We start from the raw sequence: 22,215 nt of genomic DNA on the forward strand, positions 1-22,215 counted from the left end.
GGTCGGCAGGGGGCGGGGGGCTCATTTTTTTGTCTTGCGCCGCATTTTTCCGGGTGAGGTCGAGGCGGTGGGTGTGGCCAGCGCTTCGGGGCGGCACAGCCAGCGGGCCAGGGGGAGCTGGCGTCGTTGCTCCTGGATGGCTGCCAGGGGGAAGCGGCTGAAGCGCAGGCCGTGCTGGCGCTCGTACTTTCTGAGCTGCCAGAGCTGGGTAATTTCGGCGCCGAACGAGAACATGGCGAAGGCGGCAATCGCCAGCAGGAATGGAAGCAGCAGAAACAGTAGGGAAAAACGCCCGAAGCCCAAGGCCTCGAGTACCGGTGCACTGCCAATTCCCAGGGGAATGAGCAGTTTTTTCCAGGGGCTTACGGGAGGAGGTGGGGCGTGCTTCAGCAACTGCTGCTTCAGATCCACCCTCTGCTGGAGCCAGGCTTCCGGATCAGCACGTATGGCGCGACGCCCGTTCCGGACCCCGATCAGACCCGCCAGCGCCATGCCCACGAGGCTGTACAGGGCCACCCGGACGGCCAGTTCTGCTGCCCCCATGAGGATGGAGAAACAAGCGCCGATGCAGCCCAGGACAATGGAAAGCACGAGCAGGGTGCCCCATATGTTCCCGCCCATGGAGCTCAGGGTGCCCTGGTGCGAACGGTATTGTTCCCAGACCCCGAACATCCCAGCAGCTGCAGCAAAGGCAGTGTAAGTCCAGATTCCCGGCTCAATTCCGTAGGGGACGAGGGCAGCAAAGGGAATCGCGATGCCCATCCCGAGGTAGTACGGCGCCACATACCTGAGCTGAAAGGGGAGGGAGGTATTAGTCCCTGTTTTCATGGGAAAAGTCGGCAGATGACCGTGCGAATTTCTCGGCCGACTACATGCTGGCGCGGGTATAGCTGATCATCGCCTCGGGGATGCGGCTGAGCGGCATGATTTCGTCCGCTGCGCCCAGCTTGATCGCCTCGCGCGGCATCCCGAACACGACACAGCTGGCTTCGTCCTGGGCGATGGTGCGGGCGCCGGCATCATGTAATTCCTTCAGACCGCGGGCACCGTCGTCGCCCATGCCGGTCATGATGATGCCCAGGGCGTTGCTGCCGGCAAATTTGGCGACTGAGCGAAAGAGCACGTCCACCGAGGGCTTGTGGCGGTTGATGAGCGGACCATCGGTGACTTCCACGATGTATTGCGCGCCGCTGCGCTTGAGCAGCATGTGTCGGCCCCCCGGGGCGATCAGGGCGCGCCCTGGTACCACACGGTCGCCGTCGCGCGCCTCGCGGACTTCGATCTCGCACAGGCTGTTGAGTCGTTCGGCAAACATGGCGGTGAACTTCTCCGGCATGTGTTGCACGATGACGATGCCCAGACAGGTGGCGGGCAGGCGGGTGAGGACGGTTTCCAGTGCCTGTGTGCCGCCGGTCGAGGTGCCGATGGCGATCAGTTGATCGGTCGTGCGGGCCATGGCGCCCGGGGTGCCCGGCGCGAGCATGGCGTCCACGCTGATTTTCGGGCGGTGCTGCGGCGCGCTGGCGGCTGCCTGGGCGCGGGGCAGGGCGCGCAGGTTGGCGCGGGCAGCGGTGCGCACGGCTTGGACGATGTCGTTGGCTGAATCCTCCAGGAAGCCCTTGAGGCCGGCCTTGGGTTTGGTGATGATGGTCACGGCGCCAGCCGCCATGGCATCGAAGGTGGCCTGGGCTCCGGTTTCAGCCAGCGAGGAGCAGATGATGACCGGGGTCGGGCGTTCGCTCATGACCTTGCGCAGAAAGGAAATGCCGTCCATGCGCGGCATTTCGATGTCGAGAACGATGACATCGGGCCAGGCGGCGCGCAGCTTGTCGATGGCGAAGACAGGATCGGAGGCGGTGGCGATGACCTCGATGCCCGCATCGCGGGAGAGCGCCTTGGAAACCACCTGGCGCACGAGGGCCGAGTCGTCCACGATCATGACCTTGATCTTGCTTGTCATGCTTATTCCTTGCGATAAATGGTGGGACTGACCTGGCGGAGGCTGGAGACGATGCCGTTCAGCGTTTCCGAATGGCCAATGATGAAATGTCCGCCTGGCCGCAGGTGGGGAAGAAGATGCGAAACCACCCGGCGCTTGGTGTCATTGTCGAAGTAAATCATGACGTTGCGCAGGAAAATGACGTCGAACAGGCCGACGTCGGCGGTGACTGGCTGAGTCAGGTTCACCTGCAGGAAATTCACGCGTGCCCGCAACTCGGCGTTGATCAGGAAGGTGCCTTCCTGGCTACGCACGCCCTTGCGGCAGAATTTGCTCAGGAAAGGACGCGGGATACCGTCGATGCGGGTCATCGGGTAATGCCCCTGGCGGGCCTTGTCGAGAACCTGGGTGCTGATGTCCGAGCCCACGATCTCCCATGCCTTGCTGGCGAGCGTGTCGGCCAGCACCATGGCGATGGTGTAGGCTTCCTCGCCGCTCGAACTGGCGGCACTCCACACCCGGAACGGTCGTTCGCCGCGCCAGCCGCGCAGGATGTGCTGACGCAGGAAGTCAAAATGCTTGGGTTCGCGGAAAAAGTAGGTTTCGTTGGTGGTGAGCAGGTCAACCATGACCTGCAGTTCCTCCGGATGTTCGCCATTGGCGAGCATCCGGTAGTACTGGCTGTAGCTGTCCAACTGGTAATGGCGCAGGCGTTTTTGCAGGCGGCCGACGAGGAGGACTTTTTTGCTGTCGCTCAGACTGATGCCGGCGATCTTGTAAATGAGTCGCTGGAAAAGGGCGAATTCCTGATCGCTGATTGCGCTTTCGCTCATCAGAACAGCTCGATTTTCTTGCTGATGCTGGCCGCGCGACTGGCCTGAAAGTCAGCATAGGCCTGTTCTTCCCGGCGCATGGTTTCCTGGCTGACCAAGCGGGAAGTGACTCGCTTGCAGTAGGCGTCACCGGTGGCAGGTACAAACAGGATCTTGCGTGACCATGGGCCGAGGAAATCCGATGCCACGATGGGTATTCCTTCCTGATCAAGCCACTGGTGCGCAAAGTCGACGTTACGCTTGCCGACGTTGAGCGCGCCAGGAACGGTTGTATCGATGACCGCCCCACCGCCAAAGGCTTTGGCGCACAAGCGATGCTTGGTCGCGCCGCGTGCCAGCATGCCGTTATAGAGGGCGGTCATGCTGGCATCACCGGCCAGCAGGCTGTCTTCGTCAATTTTCGTGCTTTTCATCTTGGGCAGCATGAAGTGATTCATGCCGGCTAGGCGCAAGACGGGGTCATAGAGACAGACTGCAACGCAAGAGCCCAGCAGTGTGGAAATTGGTCGCTCAGCCTCCACTACCCATTCGCCGGGGCGGATGTTGCGGGACATGCGTTCAATTTCATTCGTCGGCAAGGCCGCGTAGTCGATCATGCTGGTAGCTTGCCGATGTTGTTCAGGTTGTTTCGATCGGGTTGCTTTCGGCGACCTGCGTCAGCATGGAAATTTCCTCCACCGAGAGGACCCGGCCCACGTCAAGAATGATGACGAAACGGCCATTCACTTTGCCCATTCCGGAGATGAAGTCGGTGCGGATCTTGGCGCCGAAAGCGGGCGGCGGCTCGATCTCGCTGCGTGCAATTTCGAGTACTTCGGATACGGCATCGACCATGACGCCAATATCGTGCTTTTGCTCGTCCTGCTCCAGTTCGATGATGATGATGCAGGTCCGCCGCGCCACGCTGGTCGATTTGCCACCAAAACGGCAGGACAGATCTATGACCGGCACCACGGCGCCGCGCAGGTTGATCACGCCACGAATGAAGGGGGGCATCATGGGAATCTCGGTGACGCTGCCGTACTCGATGATTTCCTTGACGTTGAGGATGGCGACAGCAAACATCTCGCCGCCCAGGGTGAAGGTCAGATATTGCTGCGGGGCATTGTCGGTTGCGACAAGTACCCCGCCCCGGGCGGGCCCGGGGGTGGGGACTAGCTGGCTCATCGTCCGTCTCCGCTCAGAATTTCTCGAAATCCGTGTCGTCGATCAGCGAGGCTACCGAGCGTGCAGGGGCACGGGCCGGTGTGCTGGATTGACGCGGGGGGGTGGCGCGAGCCACCGGCGAGCCGTGACTGCGACTGCCTTGTGCCCCATCGACCGAGAAGAATTCCATCAGCTGCTGCAACTGACCCGCCTGGCCGCCCAGTTCTTCGGCGGTGGCTGCCAGTTCTTCGGAGGCAGAAGCGTTCTGCTGCGTGGCTTTGTTGAGCTGACCCATGGCACTGTTGATCTGCGCCACGCCGGTTGATTGCTCTTGACTGGCCGAGGCGATTTCCTGCACCAGGTCAGATGTCTTCTGGATGCTTGGCACCATTTCGTCGAGCAGGTTACCTGCCCGTTCTGCCATCTTGACGCTGGACCCGGCCAGTTCGCCAATTTCCTGCGCCGCCACCTGGCTGCGTTCAGCAAGTTTGCGCACTTCTGCGGCAACTACGGCGAAGCCCTTGCCGTGTTCGCCAGCACGAGCGGCTTCGATGGCTGCGTTCAGCGCCAGCAGGTTGGTCTGATAGGCAATATCGTCGATGATGCCGATTTTGTCGGCAATCGACTTCATCGCGTCGACCGTCTTGCCAACGGCCTCACCGCCTTCACCGGCTTCCTTGGCCGACTTGGTGGCCATGTTGTCGGTGATCTTGGCATTTTCGGTGTTCTGGTTGACCGAGGCTGTCATCTGTTCCAGGCTGGCAGTGGTTTCTTCCACGCTGGCAGCTTGTTCCGATGATGCCTGGCTCAGCGACTGAGCCGTGGCAGAAACCTGGCCGGAGGCGTTGGACAGTGCATCGGCGGCCGTGATGATCTGCGCAATCGTTTCCGACAGCTTGCCGATGGTGTCGTTGATGGCGTCCTTGAGGACTGCAAAGTCCCCTTGGTAGGCCTGGGTGATGGTCTGTGTCATATCGCCTTGCGACATGGCCCCCATGACGCGCTGAACGTCCTGGATTGGCGAAACGACTGCGTCAAGAGTCTCATTGACGTCCTCGACGATGCGGCGGAAGTCCCCTTGGTGCTGGGCTGTATCAGCGCGGGTTTCGAGCTTGCCGGCTACAGCGGCGGCGCTCAGCATGTTGGCGTCTTCAACCAGCTTATTGACGGCGGTGATACAGGTGTTGAGGTTGTTCTTGATGGTGTTGAAATCACCGTTGTAGGTATCGGTGATTTTTTCAGGGATGTCGCCCTTGGAGATGCGGTCGACGTAGTTGGCGGCGACGTTCAAGGGGCCGATCACGGCGTCGAGGGTCTCATTGACGCCTTCGACGACACGGCGGAAGTCGCCCTGATGCTGGGTGGCGTCAGCTCGGGTGGCGAGGCGGCCTTCGATGGCAGCAGTACTCAGGGTGTTGGCGTCAGCAATGAGTGCTTGTATCGATGCCTGGGCAGCAGTCACCGAACGCATGACTTCAGCGACTTCATCCTTGGCGGTGCTTTTCAGTTCGAAATTCATGTCGCCGGCAGCCATCTTGCGGACGGCATCGACCACCTGGTTGATCGGGCGGGTCAGGCTGCGCGTGATGAGGGTGGCGAACAGCAGGGCGAGGAGAATGGCTGCAGCGGACAGCGTGAGCACCAGAGTGCGTGCCGACTGTGCTTGTTCAACGGAGGCGGCGCCATTTTTTGCAGTGAGTTCAGTGAGATACTTGATGAGCTCATCGACCGATGCAACATAGGCATTCTGCTGGCGGCGGATCTCGGTTAGCATGAATTCGGTAGCATCGTCGCGTCGGCCAGCCTTGACCATTTCAATGAATTTTTCCTGGGCTGGTACGTAGGCGGTGCGGGCGTCGATCAGCTTTTGCAGCATGGCGCGGCCTTCGGCCGTATTGAAGGTTGTGCTCATCTGGTCGATGCGCTCACCAATGATCTTGCGGGCAGCGACGAGCCGGGTGAACTCCTGCTCGACTTCTTCCGGTGTCTTGACCAGTAGGGAGTTGCGCATGGTGCGGGCGATGATGTTGAGAGAGTCGATAATATCGTTGGCGGCTGTCAGTTTGGGCAGGCGGTCATTCACCACCAGTTCGATGTCGTCACTCAGCGCCTGGAAGCGCATCACGCTGAGAACAGCAATGACGATCAGCAGGATCAATGTGATGGCAAAACCCAATGCAAGCTTGGTTCCGACTTTTAAATTGTTTAGCACGGTGGACTCCTCGTTTCCGCTTGGAAGGTCAGTTTCAAAAATTTAGTTCTGTTTGGTTCTAGGCTCCCTGGCGGGGAGCCGCCAGGCTGCTGTTCATGTCACGTTCTTCGCGTCGGTTGTTGCGTTGAACCAGGGATTGCACATCCAGGATGAGGGAAACCTCGCCGGTGCCCAGGATGGTCGAGCCGCCTATGCCGCGCAAGTGCCGGAAGATACCGGAGAGTGGTTTGATCACCGTCTGGAATTCACCATGCAGCTGATCCACCACGATACCTGCTTTTTGCCCGGCAAATTGCACGACGACAATGTTTTCGCGTGCAGGATATTCATCCTCGATCTCGAACATCTCACGCAGGCGTACAAAGGGAAGCACTTCGCCGCGCAGATTGAGGAAGTTGCGATCGTTCGATTGTCCATTGAGTTCGATGCACTCGATCACCATGTCTAGCGGAATGACGTAAGAGGCTTTGCCGACGCCGACCAGGAAGCCATCGATGATGGCCAGTGTCAGCGGCAAGCGGATGGTGAAGGTGCAGCCCTGGCCTTCGACCGAGGATACTTCGCAGCTGCCGCGCAGGCTCTGGATGTTACGGCGGACCACGTCCATGCCGACGCCACGCCCGGACAGGTTGGTGACCTGTTCGACGGTGGAGAAGCCGGGTTCCCAGATCAGGTTGATGATTTCCTGATCGGTCAGCGTCTGGGTTGGCTGCACCAGCCCCTTGTCGATGGCTTTCTGCAGGATCTTGTCGCGGGGTAGACCTCGGCCATCGTCTACGACCTCGATGACGATGCTGCCGGAGTCGTGGTAAGCATTCAATTCCACCCGGCCGCGCCGCGACTTGCCCGCCGCTTCGCGGGCGTCACCGGCTTCAATGCCGTGATCCATGCTGTTGCGCACCAGGTGCATGAGCGGATCGCCGATCTTTTCCACCACCGACTTGTCGAGCTCGGTTTCGGCGCCCGAGATGACGAGATCGATTTCCTTGCCCAGCTCTTTGGACACATCGCGTACGACGCGGTTGAAGCGGGTGAAGGTTTCGCCGATCTGTACCATGCGCAATTGCAGGGCGGCATCGCGGATGTTTTCGACCAGGCGGGAGAGGATGGAAGTCGACTCCACCAGCTCGCCCTGGCCGCTGCGCTGCGCCAGCAGGTTGGCGGAAGCGCCGGCGATGACGAGTTCGCCGACCAGATCGATGAGCTGATCGAGTTTGTCGGCCTGGACGCGGATGGAGCGGGCTTCGACCGCTTTCTTTTCCTGGACGCGGGTCTGTTTGCTGGCGGCGGCTTCGACGACTTCCTTCTGCACCACCTTCTGTTCGATGAGGATTTCACCGATCGGCGAAGTAGGTTCGTCACTGGTGCCGCTTTGCTGTGACGACAGGCCGTCGTCGAGTTCGTGCTGGGTCAGCGCGCCGCAGCGGACCAGCATTTCACCCAGACGCATTTCGTCTTCCGGCAGTTCCTGGATCAGTTTCAGGTATTCGGTGAGTTTGCTGTTGGGCGGCAGGATGCGTAGTTCGCAATCGTCACGGCAGAAATCGAAGACGCGTTCAATGTCGGCTTTGGTGGCGCGGGTCTGCAAACGGATTTCGAAGCCGAGGTAGCAGGCCTCCGGGTCCATCTCGTCAGCGGCTGGCAGCGCATCCGGAATGGTTTCCAGTGCCAGGATCTCGCCCAGCGAGGTGAGATAGCGCAGGAAGGAGAGGGGATCCATGCCGCCGCGCAGCATGTGCGGGCCAAAACGTACGGAAATGTGCCAGCTGTCGGTGTTGACGACGCCACCACCTGAGGTTTCCACTTCCGACTCGGCTTCCACCATGCCGCCGGCACTGGGTTCCGGTGTGACCATGTAGGCGGAGAGTTCTTCCAGCAAGGTATTGCCGGCCGCACTGACCTCGGCCGGTGGCTCAGCCTGACCTGCCTCCAGCACGTCCATGAGGCGGCCGAGATGGTCGCAGCAGCGCAGCAACAGGCCGGTGAGTTCGCTGGAAACCTGGATTTCCCCGTTGCGCAGTCGGTCGAGGACATTTTCCGCCTTGTGCGTGAAGGCCTCGATGAAATGGCATTCGATGACGCCGGAGGCGCCTTTGACCGTGTGGGCGGCGCGAAAGATGCTGTTGATGTTGTCGTGGTTGTCGGGTTGCTGCTCCAGTTGCAGCAAGCCGTCTTCCATGGCCTGCAATTGTTCGCGGCCTTCCTGGATGAAAACGCTGGTGAGTTCGTCCATGTGCTTGCCTCAGGATTGTTCGCGGGCGGTAATCACCACCGGGTCGCCAAAAAAAGCGGTCAGGTTGCAGAAATCGAGCGTTTCGCGGACTGCCGGGCTGTGGGCGACGATGGCCATGGATTTCTCTTTGCGCGCAGCTTCCTGTTTGGCGAGGATGAGCAATTGCAGGCCGGCAGTATCGATTTCGCCCACTTGCGACAGGTCGAGCTCCAGCCCGCTGCCCGCGTCAAGTGCGGCAAGCAGGCGCTCCTTGTGTTCCTGGGCGTGGTAGATGGTGAGATTTTCGACCCAGTTCAGACGCTGTTTTCCGCCCATGGCGCCTCCTTAAAATAATTCAATTTTGGCCGAGCCGGTATTGGCTTGGGGCGTTTCCGTCTTGCCTACCTGACCCAGAGCGCGTTGATGGCTGGTTCGTTGTGTTTCCATGACGTACTTGTCGTACAGGTCATCGAGACGGGCGGTGAGCGGGGTGTACTGGAAATCGGGGTCATCGACCGACTTGATGCGCTGGGCCAGTGTGGCCGCGTGTTCATCGAGCTGGTTGAGCGCATTGGCGACGATTTCGATCTGCTGCCGGGTGATGTCCTGGAATTGCACGGCAGCCATGACGTCCATGAACATCCGTGCCAGTTCGTGGCTGGTTTCGCGAACGGTGTTGAGCACGTTGAGGTCGTGCTCCAGCAGTGCCTGATAGCCGTCTCCCAGTTTGCTCAGCTGGTCGGAAAACTCGGTGAGGGCTGCCTTTTCGGCATCCACGTTACTGGTTTCGAGCTTGTCCTGGAATTGCTGGCGGATGGAATCGGTCACGTTGTTGATGCCAGCATTGATCTTGCTCACAGCGGTATCGGTTTCCGTCGAGAGTTTGCGTACTTCGTCCGCCACCACGGCGAAGCCGCGGCCGGCCTCGCCCGCCCGTGCCGCCTCGATGGCGGCATTCAGTGCCAGCAGGTTGGTCTGTCCGGAAATATCCTTGACCAGTTGCACCAGTGTGCCCAGTCCGCGCGCCTCTTCGACGATCTGGGCGATGCGCTCCTAGTCCTTGCGTGCTTCTTCGATTCGCTTGCGGATGTAGTTGCCCATCTTGCTGATCAGGGCCTGGTTGTCCTTGATTTCATGTTCCGAGTCGCTCGCCAGCTCGCTGGAAGCGGCCACGGTCTGGGTGACGAAACTGTCCAGGCGGGTGATGACGTTATCGACTGCTTGCAGGCGTTCAGTGATGTCGAACGCTGCTTTTTCGGTGGCATCGACAATGCCATCCAGCTGTTTGCGCAAAACGTCGTTGAAGCGTGAGAAATTTTCCAGTTCCCGGGCCACTTCCTCGGCCAGGGCGGTGGCGGCGGCGAATTTGCTGACGGCACTGCTCTGCACGTTTTCCAGGCCGTAGGTCATGTCCCGGAACACGGCCAGCGATACCAGACTCAGGGCAATGCCGGTGGTAATGACGATCAGGGTCGAACCCACGGCGTCGCCGACAGGGGAGGACAGACCGAGCTGGGGCAGGAGGCTCTCGTGAAACCAGTCGTTGAGCAGATAGACGATGAAAAAACTTCCCCCCGCAACACTCAGCAAGACCAGGGCGCTGCGTGCGAAGAGGTTGTTGATTTTGAACGGGGACATGGTCAGCGCAGTACCAGCTTGATGGTATTCAGCAATTCGTCTGCCGTTGCGGGTTTGACGATCCAGCCGGAAGCGCCGGCCGCCTTGGCTTCCATTTTTTTCGATTGCTGCGATTCGGTGGTGAGGAAGAGGATGGGCATGAATTTGTAGGCGGGCAGCTTGCGCACCTGCTTGATCAACTCGATGCCATTCATGCCGGGCATGTTGAGGTCGGTAATCAGCAGGTCGACCTTGACGCCGGCGTTGAATTTTTTCATTGCCTCTTCGCCGCTGGCCGCTTTTTCCGTGGCGTAGCCGGCTTTGCCGAGAATGTTGGAGATGCTGAGCAGAATGGTTGCGGAATCGTCGACGAGAAAAATGGTTTTCATGATGCCTTGGTTTTGTTTTTGCGGATATGTTGCACGATCTTAGCCTAAGCCGGAAGTGAAAGTGTTTCCCCAGTATTAACAAATGAAGAGGGGGTGACTAATTTAGGCAGAAATCACAATTATGACAAATGTAGTATCCGGCGGTTTTGTTATGCTGATCGGTTTGACTGGCCCTGGCCGGTGTTCGTGGCGCGGGGGTGAGGTGCTTTTCTCGTGCGGGTGAAAGCGTGCTCCGTCGGGGCGTTCAGAACACCAGGGCCTGGTGCAGGGATGTGACTTCTTCGGCGGCTTCCGCGAGTATATCGCTGAGCATCTGGTCGCCAACCAGGCAATCGAGTTGGGCCGGATTGCTGGGTAATTTGTAGGTGCTGTCGTCCAGGTGCAGGGGGGAGGCGATCGGGGCGATCTGCTCGGCCAGTAACAGGGTATCACCGAGACTGCAGGGCGGCATGGTGAGGTAGCCTTGCCAATAGAGTGCCATCGCTTCGCGCACGCCCGCCGGTAGATCCAGCGCTGCAAGGAGTGCCGTGCCGACCAGTGATTCCCCTTCTTCGTGCCAGACCGACACATCTCCCGCCAGGATGCCCGGGTGACGGGGCGCCCTGTTCAACAGGTAAAACCCGGCAACTTCGTGCAATACCCCGGCAAACAGGGCAGCTTCCGGGTCGACGTGGGTGACGCGGCGGGCGATGACCCGCGCCAGTGCGGCGACCTGAGTGGTGTGTTGCCACAGTTGATCTGCCATCTGCTGAATGTCCAGCGGCAGGGAGGGATCGGTCAGGCGTTTGGTGAAGAGCGCCATGCACAGGCTGCGCAAGGTGGCGAAACCGAGCCGGGCGACAGCCGTCGGCAGGTCGTGGATTTCGCGTTGCTGCGGGTTGTAGGCCAGCGAATTGGCCATGGCAACAACGCGTGCGGCTAGTACGGGTTCGGCGGCGATCAGTTGCGCCGCCTTGCTGGTGTGGCAGCTGGGGTCGGCCAGTGCGCTACGCAATCCCAGTGCCTGGCGCGCGCCGCTGGAAAATTCCACCGGCCCGCGCGCGATGTCTGTTGCCATTGCCTGAAATATTTGCAGCTTGTCCATGCCTGGCCCCCTGTCTCGTGCGCCGGATCATAGCAAGCTGTCCGGAGTTGCGGCAAGGAAGTCGCAGATGCGGTTTCAGCCCTGGTGGGGGGCTTTCTCCGGCACGTAGGCTTCGCGCAGATCCACCGGGTTGCGGGTACCTTTGCGTAGGCGGATGTTGAGCATTTCGACAATGACCGAGAACGCCATGGCGAAGTAGATGTAACCCTTCGGTACATGGTGGCCGAAACCATCGGCCAGCAGCACCACGCCAACTACCACCAGGAAGGACAGGGCCAGCATCTTGATGGTCGGGTGCTGCGAGACGAATTCGCCGATGGCGCGGGCGAACAGCATCATCAGGCCAACCGAGACGATGACCGCGGCGATCATGACTTCCACCTCGCGCACCATGCCGACGGCGGTGATGATCGAATCGAGCGAGAAGATGAGGTCGATCAGGATGATCTGCATGATGACGCCGGCGAAGCTGTTGGCCACCTTGCGCGAGGCTTCGCCTTCTTCTCCTTCCAGCAGCTGGTGCACCTCCATGGTGCTTTTCCAGACCAGGAACAGGCCGCCACTGATGAGAATGACGTCGCGTCCGGAGAAGCCAGCCTCGAAAAGGGTGAACAGCGGCTCGGTCATGCCGACGATGTGTGACAGCACCAGCAGCAGGCCGATACGCATGAACATCGCCAGGAACAGCCCCACCTTGCGGGCGAATTCACGCTGTTCTTTAGGCAGCTTGTCGACGACGATCGAGATGAAGATGATGTTGTCGATCCCCAGCACCAGTTCCAGCGCGGTCAGGGTGAAGAAAGCGATCCAGATTTCCGGATTGAGGAGGAGGTCCATGATGGGCTATGCGAAAAGGGAATAAGAGGGCGCTGACGCGACCGGTTGCGGCGCGTCAGCCTGCAGAATGCCCCGGCGTTACTGCCAGGCCACCAGTGCGTATTGCTTCTTGCCCCGGCGCAGCAGCGTATAGCGGTCGTAGAGTCGTTCTGCGCTAGCGATGCGGTGTTCCAGCGCGTCGACCTTGTGGCCGTTGATGCTGACGCTGCCGCCCTGGATGAAGGTGCGGGCTTCGGATTTCGATTTGGCCAGGCCGGTTGCCGCCAGGATGTCGATCAGGCCATCCGTGCTGCGTTCCAGCGCCACGCAGGGCAGGCCATCCTGCGCCAGTTGCGCCAGGTCGTTTTCGGTGAGGCTGGCCAGATCGCCGGAAAACAGGCTGTCGGTGATCCGGCGTGCCGCCAGCAGGGCTGACTCGCCATGCACCAGGCGGGTGGCTTCGTCGGCCAGGATGCGCTGGGCTTCCGGCTTGCCGCCACTGCTGCGGTCGGTGGCTTCGATCTCTTCGATGCGTGCCAGCGGCAGGAAGGTGAAGAACTTGAGGAATTTGTACACATCGGCGTCCGCCGTATTCAACCAGAACTGATAGAAGGCGTAGGGCGATGTTTTCTTCGGGTCGAGCCAGATGGCGCCGGCTTCGGTCTTGCCGAATTTGGTGCCGTCGGCTTTGGTGATCAGCGGCACGGTCAGGCCGTATACCTGGGCCTGGTGCAGGCGGCGGGTGAGATCGGTGCCGGCGGTGATGTTGCCCCACTGGTCGGAGCCGCCGATCTGCAGGCGGCAGTCGTAGCGCTGGTAAAGCTCGCCGAAATCGTAGCCCTGCAGCAGGGCATAGGAAAACTCGGTATAGGAAATGCCCTGGTCCTCACGTTGCAGGCGCTGCTGCACCGAGTCGCGCTTGATCATGGCGTTGACCGAGAAATGCTTGCCGATGTCGCGCAGGAAATCGAGGCAGTTCATGCTGCCGAACCAGTCATGGTTATTCGCCATGCGGGCCGCGTTATCGCCCTCGAAGCTGAGGAACGGGGCGACCTGGTTGCGGATGTTGTCGACCCAGCCGGCAATCACTTCGGGGGTGTTCAGCTTGCGTTCGCTGGCCTTGAAGCTGGGGTCGCCGATCATGCCGGTGGCGCCGCCGACCAGGGCGATCGGGCGGTGCCCGGCATCCTGGAAGCGTTTGAGGATCAGCACCGGCACCAGGTGGCCCAGATGCAGGCTGTCCGCCGTCGGATCGAAGCCGCAATAGAGCGTGATCTTCTCCTTGCACAACAGTTGGTCGAGTGTCTGCGCGTCGGTCAGTTGCGCGATCAAACCGCGCGCGTGCAGGTCTTGGAGAAGGGGGGACTGGTACATTACGGACTCCGTCTGGCGGGGGCTGGCAAAAAACAAGTGGCGGATTCTACCAGAGCGCTTTTTCCTGCCGCTCCCGGAATACTCCGGCGACCGTGCCCGGCGGACAAGGTGTCAGTTTTCCTGTTTTGACTGGATTTCTCACGATGCAGCACGCAGCAGCACAGATTGCCGAGACATTTCTGGGCCGGATCGATGCCGATTGGGCGCGCCTGGTCGAACAGGTGGGGCCGTATGCACCGCAGTTCACGCCGGCGTATGCTCCCTACGCGGCGTTGATCCGGGCCATTACCCACCAGCAATTGCAGACGCGGGTTGCGCACCTGATCCTGGAACGTTTTCTGGCCTGCTTTTCCGGCGAGGCGTTTCCTGCTCCGGAGGCCATTCTGGCGCTGGACCCTGGCGTGCTGCGTGCGTGTGGCCTGTCGCAGGCGAAAGTGGTGGCTATTCGCGGCGTGGCGGAAGCTGCGCTCAGCGGACAGGTGCCCACGCGTGCGCAGGCTTTGGTGGCCAGCGATATGGACTTGATCGAGCGTCTGACCTGCTTGCGCGGAATTGGCCGGTGGACGGTGGAAATGTTCCTACTGGAAAATTTGCAGCGGCCGGATGTCCTGCCCGCCGACGATTTCGGTGTGCGCCAGGGCTATCGCCGCCTCAAGGGGCTGGAGGCGGCGCCTGGCGCGGCGCAGTTGCGCCGGATCGGCCAGGCCTGGCAGCCGTATCGCAGCGCCGCCGCCTGGTATTTGTGGCGGGTGCCGCCGGAGTGAGCAGGTAAAATGGCGGCCTTGCCTTTTTTGCCCTGATCCGGAGTCTCCATGTCTACACGTCTGATTTACGGTTTTCACGCCATCATCGCCAAGTTGCGCCAGGCGCCGGGGGAAATCCGCGAAATCCTGCTCGACGCGCAGCGCCAGGATGCGCGTGGACGTGACCTGATGCAGCATGCCGAGTTGCAGGGCGTGCGCCTGCACCTGGTGGCCGGCAAACGCCTGGACGATCTGGCCGGGAGCGGGCGGCATCAGGGCGTGGTGGCGCTGCTGGCGGGGGCGCGCAAGAGCCTGCACCTCGACGATGTGCTCGATACCCTGGAAGAACCGGCCTTTCTGCTGGTACTCGATGGGGTCACCGATCCGCGCAATCTGGGCGCCTGTCTGCGGGTAGCCGATGCCGCCGGGGTGCATGCAGTGATTGCGCCGAAAGACAGGGCGGCCGGCCTGAACGAGGTGGCGGTTAAAACGGCCTGTGGGGCAGCCGAAAGTGTGCCCTACATCACCGTCACCAATCTTGCCCGTTGCCTGCGCGAACTGAAGGAGCGTGACATCTGGCTGGTGGGTACCGCCGGCGAAGCCAGCGACAGCCTGTACGCGGCCGACTGGCCGCAGGCCACGGCCTGGGTGCTGGGGGCGGAAGGCGAGGGTATGCGCCGCCTGACCCGGGAAACCTGCGATCAGCTGGTGCACATTCCCATGCACGGCAGCGTCGATAGCCTCAACGTTTCCGTGGCGGCCGGCGTCTGCCTGTTCGAGGCGAGACGCCGGCGACTGGCCTGACGGGCGGTCCGGTTTACTCTTTGCTGTCCGCCGCCGCCAGCGTGTTGCCCGGCGGCGAGGTTGCGCTTGTGGCTTCCGGCTTCCAGCCGCCCCCCAGGGCTTTGAACAGATCGACGGCGGCAGTGAGGCGGGCCTGGCGGGTGGCAATGGCGGCCAGCTGCGCTTCGTTGGCGCTGCGCTGGGCGTCAAGAACTTCGAGATAGCCGGAGTAGCCGGCTTCGTAGCGCAGCTTGGCAAGGTCGAGTGCTTTTTGCGTGCTTTCCACCCGCACTGTCTGTGCCTCTTCCGCCGTGCTGTTGCTGTCGAGACTGACCAGTGCGTCACGGACTTCCTTGTAGGCCGTTTCCAGGGCCTTCTGCCAGGCGATCAGGGATTGCTCATTGAGTGCCTTGGCTTGATCGACACGGGCGCTGGTGCGGCCGAAATCGAGAATGGGCATGAGCAGCGACAGCCCTGCTGACCAGGTGCCGGCACCGCTGCTGAACAGATCGGACAAGTCCTTGCTTTCGCGTCCCAGGCCGCCGGTGAGGCTGAATTTCGGATAGTAGGCGGCTTTGGCGACGCCGATGTTGGCGTTGGCGGCGATCAGCTGCTGTTCGGCCTGGCGTACGTCCGGGCGTGCTTCGATCAGGTCGGCCGGGAGTCCGGCTGGCGGTTGTGGCGGTTGCGGCAACTGGCGCAGATCGCCGGCGGCGATGCGCAGATCGGGCTGGCCAGTGAGTAGCGCCAGCTGGTGTTCGGCCAGGGCGCGGGCACGCTGTAGATCGGCGTATTGCACCTTGATGGCAGCCAAGGCGCTGTCTGCCTGATATTCATCGAGCGGCGAGACAAGGCCGGCGGCGACGCGTGTCTTGACAAGTTCGGCGCTTTCCTGGCGGCTTTGCAGGTTGATTTCGCTGACCGCCAGTTGCGCATCGAGGGCGCGCAGATTGAGATAGGTGCTGGCGACCAGACCGGTGATCGACAGGCGGATGGCGTCGCGGCCGTACTGGCTGGCCAAGAGGTTGGCGCGGGCCGCCTCGTTCATGCGGCGGACCCGGCCCCAGACGTCGATTTCATACGACAGCGAGAGTCCGGCGCTGTGGGCGCGCAGGGGGTCGGGCGTGCTGGGGGTCCAGGTGGCGGTTTTTTCGCTCGGACTGACCCTGCTTGCTCCGGCCTGGCCATCGATGCTGGGGAACAGGCTGGCTCCGGCTTCTCGCGCGGCCGCGTCGGCCTGATCGAGGCGGGCGACGGCGCTGCGCAGGTCGGCGTTCTTTTCCTGGGCGGCTGCGATCAGCTCATTGAGCGTGGCATCGTTGAACAAGGTCCACCACGCTGCGTTGAGCGCCGGGTTGGCGGCGGATTCAGTTGCGGTGGCAGTGGCTGTCGGGGTATCCCGGAACAGGCTGGGCAGCCAGTTTTCTGCCCGCAGGTAGTCAGGGCCGACGGCGCAGCCGGAGAGCAGAAGGCTGAGGGCGAGCGGCGTCAGGGTGAGTAGGGGGCGGCGCAGCATCAGGCCTTCTCCTCGGTAGTGGGGGGCAGCAGTTCTTCAACGTGGGCCGGTTTGCTGGGTTTGCCACGCTGCATCCATTTGAAGAACAGGGGGATGAATATGGTGGCGATGAAGGTGGCGAACAGCATGCCGCCAAACACCCCGGTACCCATCGATTGCCGGGCTGCGGCGCCGGCGCCGGTCGCCTTGACCAGGGGGAAAACGCCGAGGACGAAAGCGAGCGAGGTCATGATGATGGGGCGCAGACGCAGGCGGGCAGCTTCCAGCGCCGCATCGATCACGCTCATGCCTTCGGCGTATTTCTGGGCGGCGAATTCGACAATCAGGATGGCGTTCTTTGCCGCCAGACCGATCAGCACCACCAGACCGATCTGGAAGTAGATGTCGTTCGGCATGCCGCGCAGCCAGATGGCGGTGAGCGCGCCGAGCAGTGCGAACGGCACGGCAGTGATGACCGCCAGCGGCAGCGACCATTTTTCGTACTGGGCGGCGAGGATCAGGAACACCATGATGATGGCGAAAGCGAAGGCCTGCAGCGAGGAGCCGGAGGTCTGCTTTTCCTGGAAGGCCTGGCCGGTCCAGGCAATGTCATAGCCTTCAGGCAACGCCCGGGCGGCGACATCTTCAACGATCTGGATGGCGTCGCCGGAGCTGACGCCGGCTTTGGAGTCGCCCATCACCTTGGCGGCGATGAAGCCGTTGAAGCGTTCCACCTGTTCCGGACCGACGATGTTTTTTACCGTGACCACGGCGGACAGGGGAATCATCTTGCCGCTGCTGGTGCTGCGCACGTAGACCTTGCCAATGTCGTCCGGGCGCATGCGGTAATTGCTTTCTGCCTGCAACTGCACGCGATAGACGCGGCCGGATTTGTTGAAGTCATTGACGTAGAGCGCGCCCATGGTGCTTTGCAGGGTGGAGTACACATCGGCCAGCGGAATGCCGAGGGCGAGCACCTTGGGTTCGTCCACTTCGACGAACAGCTGTGGCACGGTGGGGCGGAAGAAGGTCGAGATACGGGTGAACTCCGGGTGTTTCTGCAGTTCGGCCATGAAGTTCTGCACCACTTCGTTCAGCTTGCGCGCATCGCCATCGACCCGGTTCTGTACATACACTTCGAAGCCGCCGGCTGTGCCCAGGCCCATGATCGGCGGCGGGTTGAACACCAGGCCCATGCCGTCCGGCTGCATCATGCCCAGCCCCATGAACTTGCCCGCCAGATCCTGCGCCTTGCCTTCCCGCTCATCCCAGTCCTTGAGCGGGATGAACATGGTGCCGGCGTTGGGCTTGTTGCCGCCGCCAATCAGGTCGAAACCGGAGATGACGACAGTGTGTTTGACCGCCTCGTCCTGCGCCAGCATCTGGCGGATGCCTTCGCCGGTGGTGGCGGTGCGCTTGAGGGTGGCGCCGTCAGGCAGCATGATGGCGGAAATCAGGTAGCCCTGGTCTTCCGCGGGGACGAAACTGCCGGGGATGATGCGGAAGAAGGCCAGCGTGCCGCCCACCACCAGCAGCAGCGCAATGATGCCGAACGAGCCGTGCTTGAGGGTGAAGCCGACGGTGCGGGTGTAGCGCTGCGTCATGCGCTCGAACCAGCGGTTGAAGGGGGCGAAGAAACGGTTTTCCGTGTGCTGTGCTTTCAGGATCAGCGAGCACAGGGCAGGGGTCAGGGTCAGGGCGACGACGCCGGAAAGCACCACCGCCACGGCGACGGTGACGGCGAACTGCTTGTACAGCTGGCCGGCGATGCCGCCCAGGAATGCAACCGGAATGAAGACCGAGCACAGCACCAGGACGATGGCGACCAGCGCGCCCGATACTTCCTGCATGGCTTTGACCGCCGCATCGTGGGGGGAGAGCTTTTCTTCGTCCATCAGGCGTTCGACGTTTTCCAGAACGACGATGGCGTCATCGACCACGATGCCGATCGCCAGCACCATCGCGAACAGCGTCAGGGTGTTGATCGAGAAGCCGAACAGCCACAGGCCGGCAAAGGTGCCGATCAGCGAAATCGGTACGGCGACCATGGGGATCAGGGTGGCGCGCCAGCTCTGCAGGAAGATGTACACCACCGCAATCACCAGGATGACCGCCTCGATCAGGGTCTTGATGACTTCATCGATGGAAGCGGAGACGAACAGGGTGGTGTCGAAGGGGATGACGTAGCCCATCCCTTCGGGGAATTTGGTCGACAGTTCCGCCATTTTCGCCTTGACCAGCTCGGCGACTTGCAGTGCGTTGGCCCCGGTTTGCAGGAACACGCCCATGGCGATGGTCGGATTGCCGTCCAGGGTGACGCTCTGATCGTAGCTGTAGGCGCCCAGTTCGATCCGCGCCACATCCTTCAGGCGCAGAACGCCGCCAGGGCCGCTGGCGCGGATGACGATGTCGCCGAATTCCTCAGGTGTCAGCAGGCGGCCCTTGGCGGTGACGGTGTAGACCAGTTGCTGGTCGTTTGGCGCCGGTTCCTGACCGATCTTGCCGGCCGCGTTCTGGGCGTTCTGGACGCGGATGGCGCTGGCAATGTCGGAGGTGGTCAGGCCCAGCTGGGCCATCCGGTCTGGCTTGAGCCAGACGCGCATGGAATAGTCCTGGGCACCGAAGACAACGACGTCACCGACGCCGGGGACTCGTTTCAGATCGTCGACGATATTGAGAGTGGCGTAGTTGGAGAGGAAAAGTGTCGAGTACTTACCTTCCTCCGACTTCAGCGACACGACCTGCAGGATGTCGGTCGAGCGCTTCTGCACGATCACGCCGTTGCGCCGCACTTCTTCAGGCAGGCGCGGCTCGGCGGCCTTGACGCGATTGTTGACGTTGACGGCGGCATCATCGACGTCGGTGCCGACGGCGAAGGTGGCGGTGATGGCGACCGAGCCGTTGGCCGAGGCCGAGGAGGTGAAATAGAGCAGGTTTTCCACCCCGTTCAGCTGTTCCTCGATCGGCGCGGCAACGGTACGGGCCAGGGTTTCCGCCGAGGCGCCCGGGTAGGTGGCGTTGATCATCACGGTCGGCGGGGCGATCTGCGGGTATTGCGCAATCGGCAATACTTGCGAGGCGACCAGGCCGGCGATGATGATGATGATGGAAATGACCGAGGCAAAAATCGGCCGGTTGATGAAGAATTTGGACATGGCTGCCCCTTATTGCTTGTCGGCGGCAGGCGCGTCGGCCTTTTGCGCGGCCGGCGCTGGCGCCTGGGGCGTCTGGGGAGCAACGGGCATGCCCGGACGCAGCTTGATCAGGTTGTCGACGATGACTTTGTCGCCGGCCTGCAGGCCACCCAGCACCACCCAGTCCTTGCCATACCATTCAGCGGTTTTTACCGGGCGCGGTGCAACCTTGCCCTCGCCGTCCACTGTCATGACCAGGTTGGCCTGTTCGGTCTGCAGCACGGCGGTCTGCGGCACCAGGAAGACACCTTCGCGCTGGCCGGTCAGCAGGCGTACGCGGACAAACTGGCCGGGCAGCAGCTGCTGCTCGGGGTTGGCGAACTCGGCGCGCAGGGCCTGAGTACCGAGCACGGTGTCGATGTTGGAGGCGATGAAGTTGAGTTTTCCTGGCTGGTTATAGACCTGACCGTTGGCCAGGATCAGCTCAACGCCGCTGACGTTCTGTTCGCTGACGCGTCCACCGGGCAGTCTGGCCAGCTCGCTTTCGCCCAGAGAGAAGCTGACCCACATCGGATTGCTCTGGAAAATGGAGGTGAGCAGGCTGTCGCTGGTGCTGATCAGGTTCCCTTCCGAGCGGATGGCGCGGCCGCTGGTGCCACCGACGGGGGCTGTGACGGTAGTCCAGGAAAGATTCAGTTCAGCCTGACGCAGTGCCGCCTGGGCCATGGCGTCGTTGGATACGGCATCGTCGTAGTCTTTCTGGCTGATGGCCTTGGCTTCCGCCAGACCTTTCAGGCGCTGTTTTTCACGGGCAGTTTGCTCGGCACGGGCGCGGGCTTCGGCGAGAGCGATTTCAAACGGCGCGCGGTCGATCTGGAACAGCGGTTGCCCTGCCTTGACGGTATCGCCTTCCTGATACAGGCGTTTCATCAGGATACCGCCGACCCGGGCGCGGACCTCGGTTTCACGCGCGCCCTCGGTTTGCGCCATGACCTCCAGCGATGTCGGCACGTTTTGCGGCTGCATCTCGATCACAGTGACCGGCATCGGTCCCATCGCCGGAGCTGCCGGAGCCCCTTTGTCAGAGCAGGCGGCAAGGCCAAAAGCGGCAACGAGGGCGGTAAGGCGGGTGGCGCTGCGAAGGGGCGTGATGAATTTCATGAGGAGGGTTCTCCGGGGAAAATTTTGGGCTATTATATACGTGCATGAGTGTACGTAAAAAGATTTTTACGATTATTTTGGACGCGCCGGGCGTGAGTTGTGCTCCGCGTAACAGTTGGGGAGTGTGATTCATGGTGCGCAGGACCAAGGAAGAGGCGGAGCAGACGCGGCGGGACATCATCGAGGCGGCGCGGCGGGTGTTCCACGAGCATGGGGTGGTGCGCTCCTCGCTGGAAAAGATTGCCAAGGCGGCCGGGGTGACCCGCGGTGCCGTCTATTGGCATTTCCGCAACAAGGCCGAGCTGTTTTTTGCCATGCGCGATGATGCCTTCGCGCCGATGATCGGCTTCACCGATGCCATTCTGGTCGATCCGGCCTGGGATAATCCGCTGGATGCAATTGAAGCGTCGACCAAGGCGTTCATCCGCGCCCTCAACGACACCGCCAAATTTCGCGAGGTGTTCGAAATCATGATCATCCGCTGCGAATACGTCGATGAATTCGCCACCATCGAAGAGGAAGTGGCACGGCCGGCGCTGGAGTTTTTCAAGAAGCTGGAAGCGGTTTACCAGCGGGCGCAGGACAGGAAATATCTGCGTCGCGGCATCTCACCGCTGGCCGCTGCGCGCGATACCTGGGCGTTTACCAGCGGTTTGCTGCACCTGTTTCTCGGTTCCAGCCGGGGGGCAAACATCAGCCTCGCGATGGCGGAAGAAATGATCACCGCGCACATCGCCATGCTGCGCTGCTGTGCCGATGACCCCGGGTGCCGGTTGCGGCCGCTCTGAATGCTGTTGTCGTCGTTGCTGCGCCGAGGCGTGCCGGCTGCGCTAAAGTGCACAAATTTTGTGGGAAATGTGGATGGAACACCGGACTGAGAGTAGTCAGGCGCAGGCTGAAATCTGTTTCCAATTCGAAGCCCTTGCCCAGCGGCTGGGGCTCACCGTACTGGCTGTGCACGACCTGGGTGAAAGCATGCTGCGGCGCGGGCGTGCCTTCGATGAGGCCGGGGTGGTCTACAGCTTGGTCAGCTGGCCGGTGGTCGATGCGCTGCTGGAGCATGACCCGGCGCTGGTGAGTTGCCTGCCCTGGCGTTTTGCGGTGTATACCCGGGCCGGCGTCAGCTGGTTGTCTTTTCAGCCGCTGCAGGTGCCGGCGGACACGCCTCCCCGACTGCAGGGCCTGCTGGCGACGGTGGAGGAAAAGCTGCTGCAACTGGCCGATGGCCTGCGCTGAGCTTTTCCGCCAAGATGAAACTGCCCGTCCGGGCTGCTACC

At 61.6% G+C, this 22,215-nt stretch carries 20 protein-coding genes and 1 pseudogene; 4 read left to right on the top strand and 17 right to left on the bottom strand.

What is annotated here, in order from left to right; translation table 11 throughout:
* Nucleotides 1-21: 21 nt before the first annotated feature.
* The 14 genes and pseudogenes from JYJ39_RS01960 to tyrS all read right to left on the bottom strand — a co-directional run bounded on the left by JYJ39_RS01960 (nt 22) and on the right by tyrS (nt 13,622).
* Entirely contained in the window at nt 22-828 is an 807-nt protein-coding gene (locus JYJ39_RS01960; RefSeq protein ID WP_205201646.1) for a hypothetical protein, read from the bottom strand.
* Nucleotides 829-868: 40 nt separating this feature from the next.
* Complete coding sequence (locus JYJ39_RS01965) at nt 869-1,960, bottom strand: protein-glutamate methylesterase/protein-glutamine glutaminase (protein ID WP_205201647.1); 1,092 nt, start codon at nt 1,958-1,960, stop codon at nt 869-871.
* Between the two features lie 2 nt (nt 1,961-1,962).
* Entirely contained in the window at nt 1,963-2,772 is an 810-nt protein-coding gene (locus JYJ39_RS01970) for a CheR family methyltransferase (protein WP_205201648.1), read from the bottom strand.
* Entirely contained in the window at nt 2,772-3,368 is a 597-nt protein-coding gene (locus JYJ39_RS01975) for a chemotaxis protein CheD (protein WP_205201649.1), read from the bottom strand. The genes JYJ39_RS01970 and JYJ39_RS01975 overlap by 1 nt, the downstream gene beginning before the upstream one ends.
* Before the next feature lie 22 nt (nt 3,369-3,390).
* A complete protein-coding gene (locus tag JYJ39_RS01980; RefSeq protein WP_205201650.1) occupies nt 3,391-3,939 on the bottom strand; it encodes a chemotaxis protein CheW in 549 nt (182 codons plus the stop codon).
* Between the two features lie 13 nt (nt 3,940-3,952).
* Complete coding sequence (locus tag JYJ39_RS01985; protein ID WP_240189504.1) at nt 3,953-6,130, bottom strand: methyl-accepting chemotaxis protein; 2,178 nt, start codon at nt 6,128-6,130, stop codon at nt 3,953-3,955.
* Between the two features lie 58 nt (nt 6,131-6,188).
* On the bottom strand, nt 6,189-8,363 hold the full coding sequence (locus JYJ39_RS01990) for a chemotaxis protein CheA (RefSeq protein ID WP_205201651.1): 2,175 nt from the start codon (nt 8,361-8,363) through the stop codon (nt 6,189-6,191).
* Between the two features lie 9 nt (nt 8,364-8,372).
* On the bottom strand, nt 8,373-8,678 hold the full coding sequence (locus tag JYJ39_RS01995; protein WP_205201652.1) for an STAS domain-containing protein: 306 nt from the start codon (nt 8,676-8,678) through the stop codon (nt 8,373-8,375).
* A 9-nt stretch (nt 8,679-8,687) separates the two neighbouring features.
* Nucleotides 8,688-9,332 (bottom strand): annotated as a pseudogene (locus JYJ39_RS02000) (methyl-accepting chemotaxis protein); the annotation flags it as partial.
* Nucleotides 9,333-9,395: 63 nt separating this feature from the next.
* Nucleotides 9,396-9,980: a hypothetical protein gene (locus tag JYJ39_RS02005; protein ID WP_205201653.1), complete on the bottom strand. Its 585-nt coding sequence runs from the start codon at nt 9,978-9,980 to the stop codon at nt 9,396-9,398.
* A 2-nt stretch (nt 9,981-9,982) separates the two neighbouring features.
* A complete protein-coding gene (locus JYJ39_RS02010; RefSeq protein ID WP_205201654.1) occupies nt 9,983-10,348 on the bottom strand; it encodes a response regulator in 366 nt (121 codons plus the stop codon).
* A gap of 244 nt (nt 10,349-10,592) precedes the next feature.
* Complete coding sequence (locus JYJ39_RS02015) at nt 10,593-11,432, bottom strand: HDOD domain-containing protein (RefSeq protein WP_205201656.1); 840 nt, start codon at nt 11,430-11,432, stop codon at nt 10,593-10,595.
* A gap of 75 nt (nt 11,433-11,507) precedes the next feature.
* On the bottom strand, nt 11,508-12,269 hold the full coding sequence (locus JYJ39_RS02020; RefSeq protein ID WP_205201658.1) for a TerC family protein: 762 nt from the start codon (nt 12,267-12,269) through the stop codon (nt 11,508-11,510).
* A 78-nt stretch (nt 12,270-12,347) separates the two neighbouring features.
* Nucleotides 12,348-13,622, bottom strand: a complete 1,275-nt coding sequence (gene tyrS / locus JYJ39_RS02025; RefSeq protein ID WP_205201660.1) for a tyrosine--tRNA ligase — start codon at nt 13,620-13,622, stop codon at nt 12,348-12,350.
* A 143-nt stretch (nt 13,623-13,765) separates the two neighbouring features.
* On the opposite strand from tyrS, the gene JYJ39_RS02030 reads away from it, so the two are divergent.
* Nucleotides 13,766-14,386, top strand: coding sequence for a DNA-3-methyladenine glycosylase family protein (locus JYJ39_RS02030; RefSeq protein ID WP_205201662.1), 621 nt, complete (start codon nt 13,766-13,768; stop codon nt 14,384-14,386).
* A 48-nt stretch (nt 14,387-14,434) separates the two neighbouring features.
* Nucleotides 14,435-15,169, top strand: coding sequence for a 23S rRNA (guanosine(2251)-2'-O)-methyltransferase RlmB (rlmB, locus tag JYJ39_RS02035; protein ID WP_205201664.1), 735 nt, complete (start codon nt 14,435-14,437; stop codon nt 15,167-15,169).
* Nucleotides 15,170-15,182: 13 nt separating this feature from the next.
* Here the strand turns inward: rlmB and JYJ39_RS02040 are convergent, their stop codons facing one another.
* The 3 genes from JYJ39_RS02040 to JYJ39_RS02050 are packed head-to-tail and all read right to left on the bottom strand — an operon-like array spanning nt 15,183 to nt 20,938.
* The gene (locus JYJ39_RS02040; RefSeq protein WP_205201666.1) at nt 15,183-16,664 is read right to left on the bottom strand and encodes an efflux transporter outer membrane subunit; all 1,482 of its coding nucleotides are present in this window, start codon (nt 16,662-16,664) and stop codon (nt 15,183-15,185) included.
* The gene (locus JYJ39_RS02045; protein WP_205201668.1) at nt 16,664-19,798 is read right to left on the bottom strand and encodes an efflux RND transporter permease subunit; all 3,135 of its coding nucleotides are present in this window, start codon (nt 19,796-19,798) and stop codon (nt 16,664-16,666) included. The genes JYJ39_RS02040 and JYJ39_RS02045 overlap by 1 nt, the downstream gene beginning before the upstream one ends.
* Before the next feature lie 9 nt (nt 19,799-19,807).
* Nucleotides 19,808-20,938 (bottom strand): efflux RND transporter periplasmic adaptor subunit, encoded by a 1,131-nt coding sequence (locus JYJ39_RS02050; protein ID WP_205201670.1) that lies wholly within the window; start codon nt 20,936-20,938, stop codon nt 19,808-19,810.
* Nucleotides 20,939-21,069: 131 nt separating this feature from the next.
* On the opposite strand from JYJ39_RS02050, the gene JYJ39_RS02055 reads away from it, so the two are divergent.
* Entirely contained in the window at nt 21,070-21,726 is a 657-nt protein-coding gene (locus tag JYJ39_RS02055) for a TetR family transcriptional regulator (RefSeq protein ID WP_275887953.1), read from the top strand.
* 73 nt (nt 21,727-21,799) lie between these two features.
* Entirely contained in the window at nt 21,800-22,174 is a 375-nt protein-coding gene (locus JYJ39_RS02060) for a hypothetical protein (RefSeq protein ID WP_205201671.1), read from the top strand.
* The last annotated feature ends 41 nt before the right edge of the window (nt 22,175-22,215 follow it).

Source organism: Azonexus hydrophilus, assembly GCF_905120355.1.
Classification (GTDB): Bacteria; Pseudomonadota; Gammaproteobacteria; order Burkholderiales; family Rhodocyclaceae; genus Azonexus.

Coding starts and splice junctions, on each gene's coding strand:
- JYJ39_RS02020 (WP_205201658.1), bottom strand. CDS start 12,269: ATGGACCTCCTCCTCAATCCGGAAATCTGGATCGCTTTCTTCACCCTG.
- JYJ39_RS02005 (WP_205201653.1), bottom strand. CDS start 9,980: ATGTCCCCGTTCAAAATCAACAACCTCTTCGCACGCAGCGCCCTGGTC.
- JYJ39_RS01975 (WP_205201649.1), bottom strand. CDS start 3,368: ATGATCGACTACGCGGCCTTGCCGACGAATGAAATTGAACGCATGTCC.
- JYJ39_RS01965 (WP_205201647.1), bottom strand. CDS start 1,960: ATGACAAGCAAGATCAAGGTCATGATCGTGGACGACTCGGCCCTCGTG.
- JYJ39_RS02010 (WP_205201654.1), bottom strand. CDS start 10,348: ATGAAAACCATTTTTCTCGTCGACGATTCCGCAACCATTCTGCTCAGC.
- JYJ39_RS02055 (WP_275887953.1), top strand. CDS start 21,070: ATGGTGCGCAGGACCAAGGAAGAGGCGGAGCAGACGCGGCGGGACATC.
- tyrS (WP_205201660.1), bottom strand. CDS start 13,622: ATGTACCAGTCCCCCCTTCTCCAAGACCTGCACGCGCGCGGTTTGATC.
- JYJ39_RS01995 (WP_205201652.1), bottom strand. CDS start 8,678: ATGGGCGGAAAACAGCGTCTGAACTGGGTCGAAAATCTCACCATCTAC.
- JYJ39_RS01980 (WP_205201650.1), bottom strand. CDS start 3,939: ATGAGCCAGCTAGTCCCCACCCCCGGGCCCGCCCGGGGCGGGGTACTT.
- JYJ39_RS02060 (WP_205201671.1), top strand. CDS start 21,800: ATGGAACACCGGACTGAGAGTAGTCAGGCGCAGGCTGAAATCTGTTTC.
- JYJ39_RS02030 (WP_205201662.1), top strand. CDS start 13,766: ATGCAGCACGCAGCAGCACAGATTGCCGAGACATTTCTGGGCCGGATC.
- JYJ39_RS01990 (WP_205201651.1), bottom strand. CDS start 8,363: ATGGACGAACTCACCAGCGTTTTCATCCAGGAAGGCCGCGAACAATTG.
- JYJ39_RS01970 (WP_205201648.1), bottom strand. CDS start 2,772: ATGAGCGAAAGCGCAATCAGCGATCAGGAATTCGCCCTTTTCCAGCGA.
- rlmB (WP_205201664.1), top strand. CDS start 14,435: ATGTCTACACGTCTGATTTACGGTTTTCACGCCATCATCGCCAAGTTG.
- JYJ39_RS01960 (WP_205201646.1), bottom strand. CDS start 828: ATGAAAACAGGGACTAATACCTCCCTCCCCTTTCAGCTCAGGTATGTG.
- JYJ39_RS02045 (WP_205201668.1), bottom strand. CDS start 19,798: ATGTCCAAATTCTTCATCAACCGGCCGATTTTTGCCTCGGTCATTTCC.
- JYJ39_RS02040 (WP_205201666.1), bottom strand. CDS start 16,664: ATGCTGCGCCGCCCCCTACTCACCCTGACGCCGCTCGCCCTCAGCCTT.
- JYJ39_RS02015 (WP_205201656.1), bottom strand. CDS start 11,432: ATGGACAAGCTGCAAATATTTCAGGCAATGGCAACAGACATCGCGCGC.
- JYJ39_RS02050 (WP_205201670.1), bottom strand. CDS start 20,938: ATGAAATTCATCACGCCCCTTCGCAGCGCCACCCGCCTTACCGCCCTC.